This window comes from Pseudomonas sp. TE3644, assembly GCF_056278815.1.
The window spans coordinates 3,659,893-3,675,174 of record NZ_JBWBQF010000001.1 but is presented as its reverse complement, the minus strand read 5'-3'; the positions used below and the strand labels follow the sequence as shown (position 1 = coordinate 3,675,174).

At 62.5% G+C, this 15,282-nt stretch carries 14 protein-coding genes and 1 tRNA gene; 9 read left to right on the top strand and 6 right to left on the bottom strand.

What is annotated here, in order from left to right:
- Positions 1-510: 510 nt before the first annotated feature.
- Positions 511-1,668: an MFS transporter gene (locus ACZ9GA_RS16070; RefSeq protein ID WP_457361743.1), complete on the bottom strand. Its 1,158-nt coding sequence runs from the start codon at positions 1,666-1,668 to the stop codon at positions 511-513.
- Positions 1,669-2,005: 337 nt separating this feature from the next.
- Here ACZ9GA_RS16070 and ACZ9GA_RS16065 point away from each other — a divergent pair, with 337 nt between their 5' ends.
- Together ACZ9GA_RS16065 and ACZ9GA_RS16060 are read left to right on the top strand one after the other, a co-directional pair.
- Positions 2,006-3,112 (top strand): aromatic ring-hydroxylating dioxygenase subunit alpha, encoded by a 1,107-nt coding sequence (locus tag ACZ9GA_RS16065; RefSeq protein ID WP_457361744.1) that lies wholly within the window; start codon positions 2,006-2,008, stop codon positions 3,110-3,112.
- Between the two features lie 66 nt (positions 3,113-3,178).
- Positions 3,179-3,928, top strand: coding sequence for a sulfite exporter TauE/SafE family protein (locus tag ACZ9GA_RS16060; protein ID WP_457361745.1), 750 nt, complete (start codon positions 3,179-3,181; stop codon positions 3,926-3,928).
- On the opposite strand, the gene ACZ9GA_RS16055 is transcribed toward ACZ9GA_RS16060, so the two are convergent.
- Positions 3,929-4,570: a LysE family translocator gene (locus ACZ9GA_RS16055; protein WP_457361746.1), complete on the bottom strand. Its 642-nt coding sequence runs from the start codon at positions 4,568-4,570 to the stop codon at positions 3,929-3,931.
- Positions 4,571-4,738: 168 nt separating this feature from the next.
- Here ACZ9GA_RS16055 and ACZ9GA_RS16050 point away from each other — a divergent pair, with 168 nt between their 5' ends.
- The 5 genes from ACZ9GA_RS16050 (at position 4,739) to ACZ9GA_RS16030 (ending at position 8,491) form a co-directional block, all read left to right on the top strand.
- Positions 4,739-6,247, top strand: coding sequence for a DHA2 family efflux MFS transporter permease subunit (locus ACZ9GA_RS16050; RefSeq protein ID WP_457361747.1), 1,509 nt, complete (start codon positions 4,739-4,741; stop codon positions 6,245-6,247).
- A gap of 242 nt (positions 6,248-6,489) precedes the next feature.
- On the top strand, positions 6,490-6,756 hold the full coding sequence (locus ACZ9GA_RS16045; protein ID WP_457361748.1) for a hypothetical protein: 267 nt from the start codon (positions 6,490-6,492) through the stop codon (positions 6,754-6,756).
- Positions 6,753-7,490 (top strand): ATPase, encoded by a 738-nt coding sequence (locus ACZ9GA_RS16040; RefSeq protein ID WP_457361749.1) that lies wholly within the window; start codon positions 6,753-6,755, stop codon positions 7,488-7,490. The genes ACZ9GA_RS16045 and ACZ9GA_RS16040 overlap by 4 nt, the downstream gene beginning before the upstream one ends.
- A 137-nt stretch (positions 7,491-7,627) precedes the next feature.
- A tRNA-Phe gene (locus tag ACZ9GA_RS16035) sits at positions 7,628-7,703 on the top strand.
- A gap of 290 nt (positions 7,704-7,993) precedes the next feature.
- Entirely contained in the window at positions 7,994-8,491 is a 498-nt protein-coding gene (locus tag ACZ9GA_RS16030) for a site-specific integrase (protein WP_457361750.1), read from the top strand.
- 66 nt (positions 8,492-8,557) lie between these two features.
- Here the strand turns inward: ACZ9GA_RS16030 and ACZ9GA_RS16025 are convergent, their stop codons facing one another.
- Positions 8,558-9,226 (bottom strand): hypothetical protein, encoded by a 669-nt coding sequence (locus tag ACZ9GA_RS16025; protein ID WP_457361751.1) that lies wholly within the window; start codon positions 9,224-9,226, stop codon positions 8,558-8,560.
- Positions 9,227-10,380: 1,154 nt separating this feature from the next.
- Positions 10,381-11,298, bottom strand: coding sequence for a LysR substrate-binding domain-containing protein (locus tag ACZ9GA_RS16020; protein WP_457361752.1), 918 nt, complete (start codon positions 11,296-11,298; stop codon positions 10,381-10,383).
- 109 nt (positions 11,299-11,407) lie between these two features.
- On the opposite strand from ACZ9GA_RS16020, the gene ACZ9GA_RS16015 reads away from it, so the two are divergent.
- Both ACZ9GA_RS16015 and ACZ9GA_RS16010 read left to right on the top strand, forming a co-directional pair.
- Positions 11,408-12,340, top strand: a complete 933-nt coding sequence (locus tag ACZ9GA_RS16015; protein WP_457361753.1) for a DMT family transporter — start codon at positions 11,408-11,410, stop codon at positions 12,338-12,340.
- Positions 12,341-12,568: 228 nt separating this feature from the next.
- On the top strand, positions 12,569-12,961 hold the full coding sequence (locus ACZ9GA_RS16010) for a DUF3597 domain-containing protein (protein ID WP_457361754.1): 393 nt from the start codon (positions 12,569-12,571) through the stop codon (positions 12,959-12,961).
- Positions 12,962-13,060: 99 nt separating this feature from the next.
- On the opposite strand, the gene ACZ9GA_RS16005 is transcribed toward ACZ9GA_RS16010, so the two are convergent.
- Together ACZ9GA_RS16005 and ACZ9GA_RS16000 are read right to left on the bottom strand one after the other, a co-directional pair.
- Complete coding sequence (locus ACZ9GA_RS16005; RefSeq protein WP_457361755.1) at positions 13,061-14,335, bottom strand: NAD(P)/FAD-dependent oxidoreductase; 1,275 nt, start codon at positions 14,333-14,335, stop codon at positions 13,061-13,063.
- Complete coding sequence (locus tag ACZ9GA_RS16000; protein WP_457361756.1) at positions 14,325-15,275, bottom strand: dihydrodipicolinate synthase family protein; 951 nt, start codon at positions 15,273-15,275, stop codon at positions 14,325-14,327. The genes ACZ9GA_RS16005 and ACZ9GA_RS16000 overlap by 11 nt, the downstream gene beginning before the upstream one ends.
- Positions 15,276-15,282: the final 7 nt, after the last annotated feature.

Genomic DNA, 15,282 nt, shown 5'->3' with positions numbered 1-15,282 from the left:
GGAAATGCGGGGTTTTCATGGGGGTATTCCAATGCGGAATCGGTTGGGGCGACACCGATTCATCGCCGGGCACACAAGGCTAAAACCTCGGTATGTCAGGCCATGGTACGTTGCAACAAATGTGGGACCGGGCTCTGCCCGGGAAGCGCCGCGCGGGCGGCGCTCGATCTCAAGAGCGCCATAAAAACCTCGACTAGCCCCAGGAGGCCATGACGCGATCCCGTAGCCGCTGCCGCCAGGCTGCGCTGGCCGGTGTGAACCCTGGAGATGTGCAGCGAGGCACAAGGCCAGCGCAGCCTGGCGGCAGCGGCTACGCAGATCGTGTTGGATGTTCGAGGTGCATGTCTTGGGGTGTTGTAGCGTTCTTGAGATCGAGCGCCGCCCGCGCGGCGCTTCCCGGGCAGAGCCCGGTCCCACATTTGTTGCAACGTACCATGGCCTGATGGACCGAGGTTTTAGCCTTGTTGGCCAGGCATCAGATGTGTGGTGCCCTCAAGGGGGGGCAGGCAATCAAGACGCCGCCAACCGCCCCCGCACCCGCCACACCCCACCCACCGCCGAACACACGAACACCCCCGCCGCCACCGACAACGCCAGCGGCAACCCCGCGCTGCTGGCCTGCATCAACCCACCACTGACCACCGGCCCCAGCACGCTGCCCAGCCCGAACAGCAAGCCGGCACCGGCATTGGCGGTCACCAGGTCCTGGCCGCGAAAGCGTTCGCCTATCAGCACGATGGCCAGGGTATAGGTACCGCCCGCCGCCGCGCCCAGCAGGAACAGCGTGGGCCACAGCAAGGCGCTGCCGCCGATCAGCCACGCCAGGCTGGCGCCGATCACCAGTACGCACATCCCGCACGCCAGGTGCAGGGCGGCGCGCGGCACGCGGTCGGCCAGCCAGCCCAGGGGCAGTTGCAGGCACATGTCGCCCAGCAGGATCACGCTGACCATCAGCGCCGCCTCGGCCGGGCCGAAGCCGTTGGCGGTGGCGTACACCGGAAACAGCGCCAATATCACGCTGTCGAAGAACGAGAAAAACAGCACGCCCATGCACAGCGTCGGCGCCAGGCGCACAAAACCCAGCAGCGAGAAGCTGCGCGCACTGTGCTCGTCGGGCACCGCCGCGTCATTGCGGTCCAGGCCCAGCAGCGCCAGCCAGGCCAGCACCAGCGCCGCGCTGACGGCAATGATCACGTGCGGCCCGTCGGTGCCCAGCAGCGAAATCAACAACGGCCCCAGCATCTGGCTACCGGTGTAGGCGGTGGTGTACACCGCGATCGACTGGCCCCGGCGCTGGTCGCTGCTCAGCTCGTTGATCCAGGCTTCGCTGAGGATGATCACCAGGCCCATGCCCAGCCCCATGCCCAAGCGCAGTCCGGCCAGCCCATAGAGCGAGCCGCGCGCAGGCTCCAGCAGGGCGACGCTGGCCAGGCACAACGCCAGGCAGGCCTGGAACAGCGCGCGGCGGTGGAAGTGCCGCGACAGTCGCGCGCACAGGGCGGCGGCCAGCATCATGCCGATGGCCGGCAGCGCCGAGATGATGCCGATCTGCGCAGCGCTGGCGCCACCTTCCAAAAGGCGCAAGGCGGTCAGCGGCGCGGTGGCGCCCAGGCAGATGCCGGTCACGGCGGCGACGAACAACAGTACAGGCAGGGTCAAGCGGTTCATGATCAGTCCACGCAAACAATCGACGCAGCGCGCAGGCAAGGACGTGCGCGCACAGGGGCAAGCCGCGCGGGTTCAGAGGGGCGAGGCTGGCCGGGGTGTCAGGCGTGGTGCAGGGGCGGGGAGAAAGTGAACGCGAACAGCACGCTGCGGCGACGGCTCAGGCCGGCGTCGGTCATGCAGGGGGGCAGTGCCTGGAAAGGGTGGTGGGCACGGGGCATGTGCAGCAAATCCGCGAAAACAGGCGGCCATTCTGGGGCAGCGGCGGGTGGGGAGTCAATTCGCAACGGCGTTGTCGAAGGGGTAATCTTGCCGTCTCTCTTCAGGTTCTATCGTCTCCATGCTGACAAATCTCTGGTATGTGGTGCTGCCTTCCTCGCAATTGCAGGATGGCCTGGCGCCGGTGCAACTGCTGGGCCAGCCGTTCGTGGCCTTTCGTGATCAGGACGGCCGGGCGCGGCTGCTGTCCGACATCTGCGTGCACCGTGGTGGTTCGCTGTCGGCCGGTGCCAAGGTCGGCCACAGCGTGCAATGCCCCTATCACGGTTGGCGTTTCGACCAGCATGGCGTGTGCACGCATATCCCCGCCCAGCCCGACGCGCGGGTGCCGGTGAAAGCGCGTGTGGACGCCTACCCGACGGTCGAACGTCACGGCTGGATCTGGGCCTTCCTGGGTGACCTGCCCGAGGCCGAGCGGCCGCCGTTGCCCGACCTGGCCTGGGTCGATGACCCCGCCGTGCGGGTGGTGTCCGGCCATTTCGACTGGGACGCCAGCTGGGACCGGGTGATGGAAAACGGCCTGGATTTCGCCCATGCGCCCTTCGTCCATGGCTCTACGTTCGGCGACCCCGACCACCCGCAGATCGACGCCTTCGAGGTACAGCGTCAAGACTGGAGCGGCCAGGCCCACATGACCATGCGCCGCCCGGTGCGCAAGGGCTGGCTGCGGCGCACGCCCACCGGCGAACACGTGCAGGTCACCACGGTGCCCGGTTATCACTTCTCCGGCCCTTGCGCCACGCTGGAGCTGACGCCGCGCGAGGGCTGGAAGATTCACATCGTCTCCGCCCACGTGCCGGTGTCGGCCAACCGCACGCGCACCTGGTGGATGATGGGCCGCACCTTCCTGCGCTCGCCGCTGTTCGACCGCCGCACCATCGCCAGCAACCTGCGCATCTTCGAGCAGGATCACGAAGTGCTGCGCAAGGTGCGCCCCGAGCGCGTGCCGGATACCTGGCAACAGGAGGTCTCGGTCAAGTCCGACGGCCTGCAGATTGCCTTCCGCCAGCGCCTGCGCGAGCTGGAGCAACGCGGCTGGCGCATCGACGAAGCGCGCCTGGCCCGCGAGTTCACCGGGCGCACCGCCTGCGTGGTGCCGGGCCCGGAACGCAGGGCAGGGGGCGCCTGGGCCATCCCGACCATTCCGCTGCTGGACGTCACGCCCTGATGTTGATGATTGTTGTTGGGCGCCACCTGCAGTAAGGTCGCGGCCGAATCGTTAGAAGCGGGTGACATGATGGAGTGGGCGATGTACCTGGCGCTGGGCGCCGCCATGGGGACCGTGGGTGGCATCTTCGGCATCGGCGGCGGGCTGATCGCCATCCCGGTGCTGGCGCTGTTCTTCCACATGGACCAGCAACTGGCCCAGGGCACCGCGCTGGTGATGGTGGTGCCCAATATCCTCTTGGCCATGTGGCGCTACCACCAGCGCACGCCGATCAACTTTCACCAGGCGCTGCCGCTGGCGGCGGGTGGCGTGGTGTTCGCAGGGCTTGCCTCGTTGATCGCCGTGGGCCTGGACCCCACTGCCATGCGCATCGGCTTTGCCGTGTTCATGCTGGTGCTGGCCGCCTACAACTACGCGCAAATGTTCCTGCCCAAGCCCCAGGGCAACGGGCAGGTGCGCGCCAGCTGGAAGGCGCTGTTGGCGCTGGGCGGTGGGTCCGGGGTGCTGGGCGGGTTCTTCGGCGTGGGCGGTTCGGTGCTGGCGACGCCCGTGCTCACCAGCGTATTCGGCGCCAGCCAGGTGACGGCCCAGGCCTTGTCCCTGGCGCTGGCGGCGCCCAGTACCGGCATCACCTTGGTCACCTACGCCGTGCATCATCACGTGAACTGGCTGATGGGCGTGCCCATGGCACTCGGCGGGCTGGTCAGTGTCAGCTGGGGCGTGAAAGTGGCGTATCGCCTGCCCGAGCGAACGCTGCGCACACTGTTCTGCCTGTTCCTGGTGCTGTGCGCGGCGTTGCTGGGCTTGAAGGGCTGATCAAGCCGTCTGGCGGCGCATGGTCAGGATGGCCGAGCCGAAGAAGATGAACGTGGCGCCGACCGTGCGGCTCACCCAGCGCGCAAAGCGCGGGCGAGTCAGCACGCCTTTGGCGCGTGAAGCCAGCAGCGCATAGAGGCTGAGCGAGGTCACCGACAGCGCCATGAAGGTCAAGGTCAGGACCATGAACTGCGGCAGCAGCGGCCCGCTTTGATCGATGAACTGCGGGAACAGTGCGGTAAAGAACATCGTCGCCTTGGGGTTGCTGACCGCAGTCAGGAACGCCGACTTGAACAACTTCAGACGCGGCGGCGCCAGGCGCGGGCCGTCATGCTCGGCGGCGACTGCCAGCGACGGGCCCTTGCCGAACAACTGCTTGGCCCCCAGGAAGAACAGGTAGCAGGCACCGCCGACTTTGACAATGTTGAAGACCACTTCGCTGCTGGCGATCAACACGCCCAGGCCCAGCATGGCCGCCGCCGACAGGCAGAACAGCCCGCTGGCATTGCCCAGCGACGACCATAACGTGGCCTTGGGACCGTAGGTGATGCTGTTGTGCAGCGCCATCACCGTGGCCGGCCCGGGGCTGGCGATGGCGATGCTGGCGACCAGCAGGTAGGTGAGCAGCGAATGGGCGTCCATGGTGTGCGTCTTGTGGCGGAAACGGGCTAGCGAGTTTACAGGGAACGGGCCGCCAGGCCGCGCAAATGTGCAGAAAAAGCGGAGCTTTCACCGACAGCCTTGTCAGACCGGTGTCCGGCAAGGCTAAATCGACGGCCGCGCCTTTACCCACTTTCGAGGGACTGTCTGTTGTCTTCGCCGACCACCACCGATACACCGACCATCGCCGCCGCCACCTCGCCAGGCTTCTGGCTGCTGGCCTCGCTGCTGGTGGCCATGATCCTCGCCGCCCTGGACCAGAGCATCGTCGCCACCGCCTTGCCGGTGATCGCCAGCGAAATGAAAGGCATCGAAGGCATGAGCTGGGTGGTGACCCTGTTCATGCTGACGTCCACCATCGGCGCGCCGCTGTACGGCAAGCTATCGGACCTGTACGGGCAGCGGCCGCTGTTTCTGATCAGCATCGGTGTGTTTGTCGGCGCCTCGCTGCTGTGCGGGCTGGCGACCAGCATGGGGCAGCTCATTGCTTTTCGCGGCCTGCAAGGGCTGGGCGCAGGCGGGTTGATGACGCTGTCACAGGTCGTCATCGGCAGCGTGGTCAAGCCCAGCGAGCGTGGCCGCTACCAGGGGCTGTTCTCCGCCGCCTTCGCCGTCAGCGCTGCAGCCGGCCCGCTGCTGGGCGGTTTCATCACCACCCAGTGGAGCTGGCGTTGGGTGTTCCTGATCAACATTCCGCTGGGCGCGCTGGCCATCGTCGGGCTGATGATCAACCTGCCGGCCATCAAGCGCCAGGCCAGCGTCAAGGTCGACTACCGCGGTGCGGCGGTGCTGTGCGTGGCCACCTCGGCGCTGTTGCTGCTCACCCATTCGTTCTCGGTGGCCGGGCAGGTCGATACCTGGAGCACCTGGGTGCTGGGGCTGGTGGCGGTGTGCGGTTTTGCCCTGCTGTACCGGGTGGAGCACAAGGCACCTGAGCCGATCATCGACCCACGCCTGTTCGCCAACCGTCGCTACTCCATCGCCGTCGCCGCCATGGCGGCCATGGCCTTTGCCATGATGGGCTCGCTGGTGTTCATGCCCCTGTACTACCAGGCGGTGCTGCACCAGACGCCGACCGAGTCCGGCATCATGACCTTGCCGCAGGTGGTGATGATGGTCATCAGCTCGTTTGCCGGCGGCGCCATTTCCACCCGCAAGCAGAACCAGGCGACGTTGCTGTTGCTGGGGGTGGGGCTTGAAGCCATCGGCCTGTTCCTGCTGCTGGTCTTTGCCCAGCACAAGCTGGGGGCCGGCTACTTCCTGTTCGCCATGGGCGTGCTGGGCTCGGGCATGGGCATCGGCATGCCCAACGCCACGGTGATCGTGCAGAACGCCGTGCCGCTCAAGGTCATGGGGGCGGCCACGGCGGGGCTGTCGTTCTGCCGTTCGCTGGGGGCGGCGCTGGGTGTGGCGGTGGCGGGGGGCATCATGAGCTTCACCCTGCGCCGTGAGCTGGCCGAGCTGCCGGCGGCGCTGCAAGGCATGTCGCTGACCCTGCCCCAGGGGCTTGGGGCGACGGCGGGGGCGGATGTGGCGCAACTGACCGAGCTGTATCGCACCGCAATCAGCGCGAGCTTGCTGGCGGGCGGGGCGGTGATGTCGGTGGCGTGGTTGCTGGTATTGAGCCTGGTGCTGGGCAAGAAAACCCAACCGGCGTAACCCCGTAGCCGCTGCCGCAGGCTGGGCTGGCCCCTGAGTACACTGGGAATCTGCCGTGAGGATCAGGGCCAGCGCAGCCTGGCGGCAGCGGCTACAGGGGCGCGACTTTTGCCTTGATGTGGGTTAATCTTTAAGCTGAATTAGGGTGTAACAATCCTCGCTGGCTGCTTATCGCCCGTCGGATATGCCTGTGCTATAACCTGCAGTCGTTTCGAGCTGATCATTTGTCGACGGAGCTGCCTATGTCCCGTAAAACCAAACCTTTACCCAGCGAAAGCCAGATAGCTGTCCAGGAATCGCGCATTCCCGATATCGCGGTCAAAGCCTTCAGCAACGCTTTCAAGGCTGCCATGGCTCAAGGCGCCAGTGTTCTGGTAGCCAAGGACGGCGAGTTGTTCGAGGTTTCCGAGCACGCTCGCACGCCGGTCCGTTTGCTGGGCGAGTATGGCCATCTGAAAAGTGGTACCCGTTTGCAAATTCGCAAGCGTGAGGATCGGCCCCACTCTTGAGTACTCCGCGGATAAGGATATTTGCGGGTCCCAACGGTTCTGGCAAAAGTACGTTCAATCGCTTGATCCCTGCGCATTTGTTGGGGCGTTACATAAACCCTGACGATATTGAACGCACGATCGGCAGCACTGGCTATTTTGATTTTTCGACTTACGGTATCGAAAAGCAGAAAGCTGATGTGTTTGATTTCCTCATCGCCCACCCTGTCCTGAATCTTTCGGCGACTTCGCTGGATAAATTGCAACGGCTGTCCCTGGAAGGCGACCGGCTGAACTTTGCCCAGACCTCAATTGATTCGTATGTTGCGTCAGCCTTGTCCGATTTTATCCGGCATGCGCTTATTCGTGAACGTATAAGCTTCACTTTCGAGACGGTCATGTCCTCGCCAGATAAGGTTGAGTTGCTCAAAAAGGCTCGTGAGGCCGGGTATCGCGTATACGTTTATTACGTCGCCACTGCAGATCCCGATATCAATGTTCGACGTGTGGCCTACCGAGTATCTCAAGGCGGGCATCATGTTGCAGCTGACAAAATACGGCAGCGTTACTGCCGCTCACTTGATTTATTGTCTGACGCCATTCTGGTGTCTAACAGGGCGTACATTTTTGATAATTCAGACGAGGGGGGAGGGTTTGCTCAACTGGCTGAAATCACCGAAGGCGAATCCATCGAAATTAAGTCAGATATCCAGCCACCGTGGTTTGATAGGTACGTATTGAACAAGCTTGTCTGAGTGTGACCTGACATGCCGTAGCCGCAGCCTGGCGGCGGCTACGGTAGACCGTTGCGCCCGCAACCCTAGGTATTTATTCACTTTTTTTGAAAATAAGCTTGACGTGCCGCGTTGAAACACGTCTAATGCGCCCCGTTGCCCAGATAGCTCAGTCGGTAGAGCAGGGGATTGAAAATCCCCGTGTCGGCGGTTCGATTCCGTCTCTGGGCACCAAATACCGAAAACCCCTGATTCCGAAAGGTCTCGGGGGTTTTTACTATCTGGAGAGCTGTAACCCGTCAGAGAACCCTGTGATCGCGTCAAGCATCACTAAATCACTGAGCAAGGCTGGCTCTAAGCAGACCCGCACCGCTGCGCGCAAAGGCTATACAGAAGCAGAGCTTATCCAGGTGTTCTCCAGTCCGGTCTTCAGAGGCGAATGGAATCCCCCTCGGGCGTCCCTTGGCGCTGCTTGGACATGGCTCCCGCTCCTTCTCTGCTAACGCCGAGAGGAGATTGCCCAGATGAAAGCCAACGAGGTCCGCAAGTCGGAAGACGGCATCTGGCATCTGGACCTGCTTGGAACTGTTGACGAAGACGCAGATGACTCACGCACACTGAAGACCAGCGGCAGTCATCGCCTTGTGGCTCTCCATCAGGACCTCATCGATCTTGGATTTATTGACTGCGTAAGCAGTCTGCCAGCCAACGGCCAACTCTTCCCGGCCCTGAAGACGAATCCGGATGGCTACTATGGCCACAACTTCGGCAAGCAATGGGGAGGTTGCGTACGCAAGGTCGCCAGACTCGACAGCCCCGCAAGCCCTTCTCATGGCTTTCGGCATGCATTCATCACGATGTGCCGAGCAGCAGGGATGCCCGAAGAGATTCGCGACTGCACTACTGGCCACGACGATGGGTTCATCAGCCGCCGGTACGGTGAACGCAGCTTCATCAAGGTTCAGATGGAACATCTCCGATCACTTCCAAGGATCGCGCATTTGTCAGGTTTACTACCGTGAAAGCGAAATTGACACCAAAGATACTTCGAGACAACACGGCGATTGTCTCGGCGTCCGTCTCTCGTGCTACTGAGACGTCCACCTTTCTTGGCCGAAGAACCCTACACACTCCTCGGAAAGCCCTCCAATATCTTTAAGCATAGGCAGCAACCTTGAGGCCTTGTTGGCGTAGTAAAAAATGATTGGGCTGTATTCGCCCATCTCCTGGCTCGGGTGATGGCCTACGAGATGAGACATCAAGACAACGAAGCTCCGAAGCTCACTGACCGGAGCCTCCACAGTAGTCCCAGCCAGCCGGGCCTCCATCACGAACTTGGCATAGCTATCCGATTTACTGAGCACTCCACCGCATCGGGTCGCCTCTGACACCATGTGTGCGATGGTTAGCTCTACCTTCTCACCGATAGCAGAGAATGAAAACCCGATAGAAATCTTAAGCCGCTCACTGATCTGGGCATCGAGGTCTTTGATTGCCGCAAGCACCTCCTCTCCCTTGCGATCAACCACGAGCTGGCTGAGTTGCTGACGCTGTAAATGGAGCGAGTGGAGGACGCCTAAGAAGCCGAAGACAGCCACTAACGGATTGAGCACACCTCCAAAATAGTCTCCGAATGTCCCCCAGTCGTCGTGCTCAGTAGAGAAATGGTATCCAAACTGTATCACGTACATAAAAACTACTGCCAATACCAACGCTGAAACACACAGGCCAATTACCTTTATCCTCAGATCGTTCACTTCTCACCCTCACAGCAATGCCAGAGATTTGCTATATGCTACCTATCGTATCTTTACGAAAGTCCCCAAAGAGCCGTGACCGCTCCGCCCATCAATGCAAAGCCCTGCGATCAAAATCTTTTAGAGCTGCGCAGCCCACAGCAAAATGCTAACCGGCTTCCTCTAATCAAAAATTTACAACTGCGGGAGCAAATAACCTTCATCTCCAAGTTCGACATTCCAATTCTCCTTCTCCTCTACCAATCTGGTATTTATCCAATCCACAGGCACCATCTCAATTCCCGCCTCTATAAAAGTCGCATCGCCTGGAAACTTAGAAATGTACTCGGAGCGAAACTTCGTTAGCAACATAATGCGCCTATCGTACTCCGGGTGATTCTGCCCCTGCCCGCCGCGACCAAAACCCCACATCGAACTTGGAAAGCCAGGCCTCTCAGTGGGTCCTGAGGCTCTTCGCCCGCCCCGACCATCACCAGTGGGACAACTCCCCCCATCACCACCGATAATAAGGCCATCGTCACCCTTGATGAAACCACTACCCCCTTTTCCACCTACCCCCGCAATTCCGCCACTTCCTCCTCGCCCACCAATTATGACTCCGCGACGTCCCACAATGGTGCCACCACCCCCTTCACCACCCACCCCTTGAGGACCACGATTCAAATTCGCAGCCACCCAGCACTCGTGGTCAGTCTTCCATTCCCTGAGAAGCTCGATAGAGTAGTCAGCGCCTCCGTTCTTATCTACAGCATCTGCACAGGTACTGCATAAGAAAATTGCGTTATTAATCCCGCTTCGCTCTTCAGGGCTCATCGAAATATCGTAGCGAGCACCGCCCGCCGAAGCGGCTGTGATATGAGCAGCTTTGCCTGTGTATACATACTTGTCATCCGAAGAGGCTGCTGGCGCAATAGTCTGTTTCCTACATCCAGGATTAGAGCAAATAAAAGCAGCTCGAAGCCTAAGCGAATTCCGAACTCCAGATTTAAAATCATTCCTTGCCATCACTGCCCCTTATAAACCCCAGCTACAGCATTTATGCCGCTTGCTCTGACGACGATGAGTGCAAGCGCTCTTACAGATAGAAGCTCATTAATAGCTTAATCTCCTATGATGTCCAAGCGCCTTCTCTACGCATTGATTGCCGCAAGGCGTCAGGGGTTTTTCGTTTGTGCCCCCATCGACCCCAATAACCACTCCCTGAACACCTGCGCGCACACCGACCGTTTGCGGTGCTTGAGCGACACCAGATACTCCCCGTTCCCCGTCCTGCACTCAAAGCCCGTCACCCGCTGCAACTCCCCCTTGGCGAGGGCCTCATCGGCCATGAAACTCCACGCCAAGCCGATGCCCATCCCTTGCTGAACCGCCCGGAACGCCAACGTCAGTTGGTTGAACACCGGCGCCTTGGCGCGTGCGATGTAATCAATGCCCAGGTGGCCGAACCACTGGTGCCAGTCCATGCACTGCCAGGCGCAGGTGTCGATTTGCACCAGGTTGGCCTGGGCCAGTTGCGCCAACGTCTGGATGTGGGTGACTGGCAGGCTGGGGTGGGCCACGGCGTAGACGATTTCCGGCAACAGGAAATCACTGGTCAGCGACGCCCACTCACCGGCGCCGTACAGGATACCGACGTCGAAGTCGTTGAGGCTGGCTTCGTCGAACTCGTTCATGGCGTGCACATGCACGGCGATGTCCGGGTAGGCCTTGTTGAACTCGATCAGCTTGGGGAACAGCCAGAACTGCGCCAGCGCGTGGGTGGCCACCACCGACACGGCGTTGGACTGATGCACGTTGCGGATGCGCGTGACGCTCTGGTGCAAGGTGTTGAGCAGCACATTGACGGTCATCAGCAACTCGTCGCCCGCACCGGTCAAGGCCACGCCGCGCGGTTTGCGCTCGAACAGCGGCACGCCCAGGGCGTCTTCGAGCTGGCGCATCTGTTTGCTCACCGCGCTCTGGGTGATGAACAGTTCGCTGGCGGCGCCGGTGAAACTGGCGTGGCGGCTGACGGCTTCGAAGGTGACCAGGGTTTCCAGCGGGGGCAGGGTGCGCAGGTAGCGGTTGATCATCGGTGGCCTCGCGACATTCCGCTGGGGAATGGATCGCTGAATTTTTATCGCAGGTGGCGCCTATTTACCACGGATAGAATGCTGCTCATAGAGCCTGCCCGAGTGAGCGATGATGAACCGTGGGATTGTGTTTGCGCTGTTGGCCGGGGCTATCTGGGGTGGGGTGATCATCGCCCCCTCGCTGCTGCCCGAGTTCAACGCCGTGCTGATCAGCAGCGTGCGGTTTGCCCTGTACGGGCTGTTTTCGCTGCTGGTGGCATTGCCCTTGGCGTCACGCCTGCTGGCGCGCCTGACGCGCAACGACCTGCTGATGCTGCTGCGCTTGTCGCTGACCGGCAACGTGCTGAACTACGCCTTGCTGGGGGCATCGGTGCAGTTGGGTGGCGTGACCATGGCCGCGCTGATCAACGGCATGCTGCCGGTGGCCATCACCTTCCTGGCGCGTGGCGATGCCGGCTCGCTACCGCTGGGCAAACTCAAGCTGCCGCTGGCGATGATATTCCTGGGCATCGTATCGGTGAGTGTGCTGCATGGCGGCGGGCAGGCCGCGACAGGTGTCTGGACAAGCCAGTTGCTGGGCCTGGCCTGCGGGTTGAGCGGGGTTGTGTGCTGGTCGTGGTACGCCACCCATAACGCGCGGTACCTCAAGCACAGCGCGTTCAACAGCAGCGAATGGTCGACCCTGGTGGGCATCGTCACGGGCGTGGTTGCGGTGGCGGTGGGGGCGGTGGCACTGTTGCTGTTCCCCAACCTGATCCCGACGCAGGTAGCGCCGGAGCGCTGGATGGCATTTTTCTGGGTGTGCCTGTTCCTGGCGCTGTGTGGGTCGTGGTTGGCCAATGGCCTGTGGAATGCCTGTTCGCGGCGCATGCCGGCTTCGTTGAGCGGGCAGATGATTGTGTTTGAGACGCTGTTTGCCTGTGTGTATGGGTTTGTGTTTCACCAGCGGGTGCCGGGGGCGATGGAGGTGGTGTCCATTGCGTTGCTGGTGGGCGGCGTGGTGTGGGCCGCGCGTCGGCATCGGGTGGTACCGATTCTGTAGCGGCAAAACCGCGGCGTCTGCATCGCGACTAAAGTCGGTTCCTACACCGTCCGTGGTAGGAGCCGGCCTTGGCCGCGATGCAGACGCCCCGTAGCTACCGAAAAAAGCCGGTGGTCGGAAGAGGGACGTTTGCAGCCCCGCCGGGCAAAACTTTCGACGCTGTGCTCCAGTCACTGCTAAGTCACCCGCGCATGCATGGCGCCGGGCCTTATTCCCTGGAGAACAGTCATGAGCTTTTTCAGCACCATTCTCGAAAAGCTTGGCATCGGCAAGCACGCGGCGCCCGAAGCGCCACCAGCGCCTGACGCGGCCGCCCCCGTTGACCCTACCGCCGGGGCGGCACCCGCACCGACGGCCATCAGCGAAGTCGACGTCGCCGCAAAGCTTGAAGCCCTGGCCAGCCAGCATGCGGAGAAGCTTAATTGGCGCACCTCGATTGTCGATTTGCTGAAGTTGCTGGACATCGACAGCAGCCTCACCGCGCGCAAGGCGCTGGCCGCCGAGCTGCATTACACCGGCTCCACGGACGATTCTGCCGCCATGAATACCTGGCTGCATGGCGCGGTGATGAAGAAGCTGGCCGAGAACGGCGGCAAGGTGCCAGCTGATCTGCTCGATTGATCGCTAAGCCCGTAGCCGCTGCCGCTAGGCTGCGCTGGCCGGTGTGACCACTGGATATTTTCAGTGAGGCGCAGGGCCAGCGCAGCCTGGCGGCAGCGGCTACAGGTTTGGCGGGGCCGGGTAGAAGCGATCCAGTCGATAGGGCGTGAGCAGGGGCAAGGTTTTGTCTTGGGCAGATGCCGCCAGTTCGCCAATCATCTCGGCCGTCACCCCCGCCTGGGTCAGCCCCAAATGTTGGTGACCAAAGGCAAGCAGTACCTTGCCGCCAGCCACCCGGTCGATCACCGGCAAAGAGTCCGGTAAAGACGGCCGGCATCCCATCCACTCAGTGGCGCCCTCGGCGTTCAAATCGCGACTGAACAGTCCCTTGCTGAGCTGATACAGCTGGCGCGCCCGGGCCATCGACGGTGGTGCTTTCAGGCCTGCAAATTCCACCGTGCCGGCCAGCCGCATGCCGCCCTGCAGGGGCGTCATGATGAACTTGCGCTCCAGCGAGGTGACCGCAAACGGCAGCCGCTGCTGCTCGGCCGGCAGCATCAGGTGGTAGCCGCGCTCGGTGTCCAGCGGCACTCGCTTGCCTGTCAGTCGAGCGGTCAGTGGTGCTGAATGCGCGCCGCAGGCCAGCAGCACCCGGCGGGCGGCGAGCGGTCCCTGATCGGTGTCGAGCACCACCCCGTTATCCTGAACGCGACCGTCGACCACGCTGCGTTGCAGGAATTGCACACCCTCAGCCTTGGCGGCCTCCACCAGCTCAGTCACTACCCGATAGGGGTCGACAAAGTGCCCCGTGGCAGGGAAGAACAACCCGCCTTGCAAGTGCTCGCTCAGGTGCGGCGCCGCCTGGCGAATGGCTGCGTTGTCCCAGGCTTGCACCGGTACCTGTTGCTGGCGCATGCGTGCTTGCAGTGCATCGAGCGCGGCCCTTGATTCCGGCCGCTCGAACACCAGCAGCGAGCCGTCTTCCTTAAGAAGATGGGCGCGATCAATGGACTGCAACAGACGCTGCCATGCCCCCAGGCTGCCCTCGTTCAGCGCGCGGATACCGGCCACCGAGCGTTGGTAGGGCTCCGGTCGCAGGTTAAGCAGCAGGCGGGTGAACCAAGGCAGCGCCCGGGGCAGGTACCTCCAATCCAGCCGCAGCGGGCCCAAGGGGTCCATCAGCATGGCCGGCAGGCGCTTGATGATCGACAGGTCGGCAATGGGGAACACCTGCTCGGTCGCCAGGTGCCCGGCGTTGCCGTAGGAGGCGCCCAGGCCAGGCGCCTGGCGGTCGAGCACCTGCACCTTGAAGCCTTTGCGTGCCAGGGCCAGGGCGCAGGCGACGCCGATGATGCCAGCGCCCACCACGGCGATGTCGGGCACCTCAGGCTTCACGCGGGTGCTCCGCCGACCAGTTCGCGTACCACTGGCCAAACAGTGCGTACTGCTGCTCGGCGTAGCGGCGCTGGGCGTCGCTTAGTACGTCGGTTTCATTGAAGTGCAGGGTGTATTCAGTGTCGCCGTTGAGCACCATCAGGTGCTTGTAGAACAGCACCAGGTCGCAGCCCTCGTCGAAAGATGACAGCACCGCCAAGGCTGCTTCCAGCTCGCGGGCCAGGCGCCGAGCGCGCGCATCGCCCTTGGTGGCCTGTTTGCTCAGGGCCACCAGGTGCAGCACCTCGCGGGGCAGGGCGTTGCCGATGCCGGTGATGGCGCCGCTGGCGTTGCAGTTGACGAAGCCGTGCACCACTTGGGTGTCGACGCCTACCATCAGGCTGACCTGGTCATCCTGGGAGGTGATGTTTTCGGCGGCGTAGCGCAGGTCGGCGGCGCCGCCGAACTCCTTGAAGCCGATCAGGTTGGGGTGCTGGCGGCGCAGTTCGAAGAACAGCTCGGCGCGGGTGGCGAAGCCGTAGTAGGGGCTGTTGTAGATCACCGCCGGCAGCCTGGGCGCGGCGTCGAGGATGGCAGCGAAATGCGCTTTCTGCGCGGCCGGCGAAGCACCCCGAGACAGTACGCGGGGGATCACCATCAAGCCGTGGGCGCCCACCTTGGCAGCGTGTGCGGCATGGGCCACGGCTTCACGGGTGTTGACGGCGCCGGTGCCGACGATGGTCGGCACGCCGGCCGCCACCAACCGCGCCACACCTTCCTGGCGCTGGGCTTCGGTCAGCAGCGGCCAGTCCCCCATGGAGCCGCAGTACACCACGGCGCTCATGCCGATATCGATCAGCTCGCGGCCCTTGGCAACCAGCGCGTCGAAGTCGGGCTGGCGGTCGGCGGTGCAGGGTGTCATCAGCGCGGGCATGCAGCCGGTGAAGATGTTGTCGCTCATCAAGGTC

Coding starts and splice junctions, on each gene's coding strand:
- ACZ9GA_RS16055 (WP_457361746.1), bottom strand. CDS start 4,570: ATGGACGCCCATTCGCTGCTCACCTACCTGCTGGTCGCCAGCATCGCC.
- ACZ9GA_RS16015 (WP_457361753.1), top strand. CDS start 11,408: ATGATGAACCGTGGGATTGTGTTTGCGCTGTTGGCCGGGGCTATCTGG.
- ACZ9GA_RS16060 (WP_457361745.1), top strand. CDS start 3,179: ATGATGGAGTGGGCGATGTACCTGGCGCTGGGCGCCGCCATGGGGACC.
- ACZ9GA_RS16020 (WP_457361752.1), bottom strand. CDS start 11,298: ATGATCAACCGCTACCTGCGCACCCTGCCCCCGCTGGAAACCCTGGTC.
- ACZ9GA_RS16010 (WP_457361754.1), top strand. CDS start 12,569: ATGAGCTTTTTCAGCACCATTCTCGAAAAGCTTGGCATCGGCAAGCAC.
- ACZ9GA_RS16000 (WP_457361756.1), bottom strand. CDS start 15,275: ATGAGCGACAACATCTTCACCGGCTGCATGCCCGCGCTGATGACACCC.
- ACZ9GA_RS16030 (WP_457361750.1), top strand. CDS start 7,994: ATGAAAGCCAACGAGGTCCGCAAGTCGGAAGACGGCATCTGGCATCTG.
- ACZ9GA_RS16065 (WP_457361744.1), top strand. CDS start 2,006: ATGCTGACAAATCTCTGGTATGTGGTGCTGCCTTCCTCGCAATTGCAG.
- ACZ9GA_RS16045 (WP_457361748.1), top strand. CDS start 6,490: ATGTCCCGTAAAACCAAACCTTTACCCAGCGAAAGCCAGATAGCTGTC.
- ACZ9GA_RS16070 (WP_457361743.1), bottom strand. CDS start 1,668: ATGAACCGCTTGACCCTGCCTGTACTGTTGTTCGTCGCCGCCGTGACC.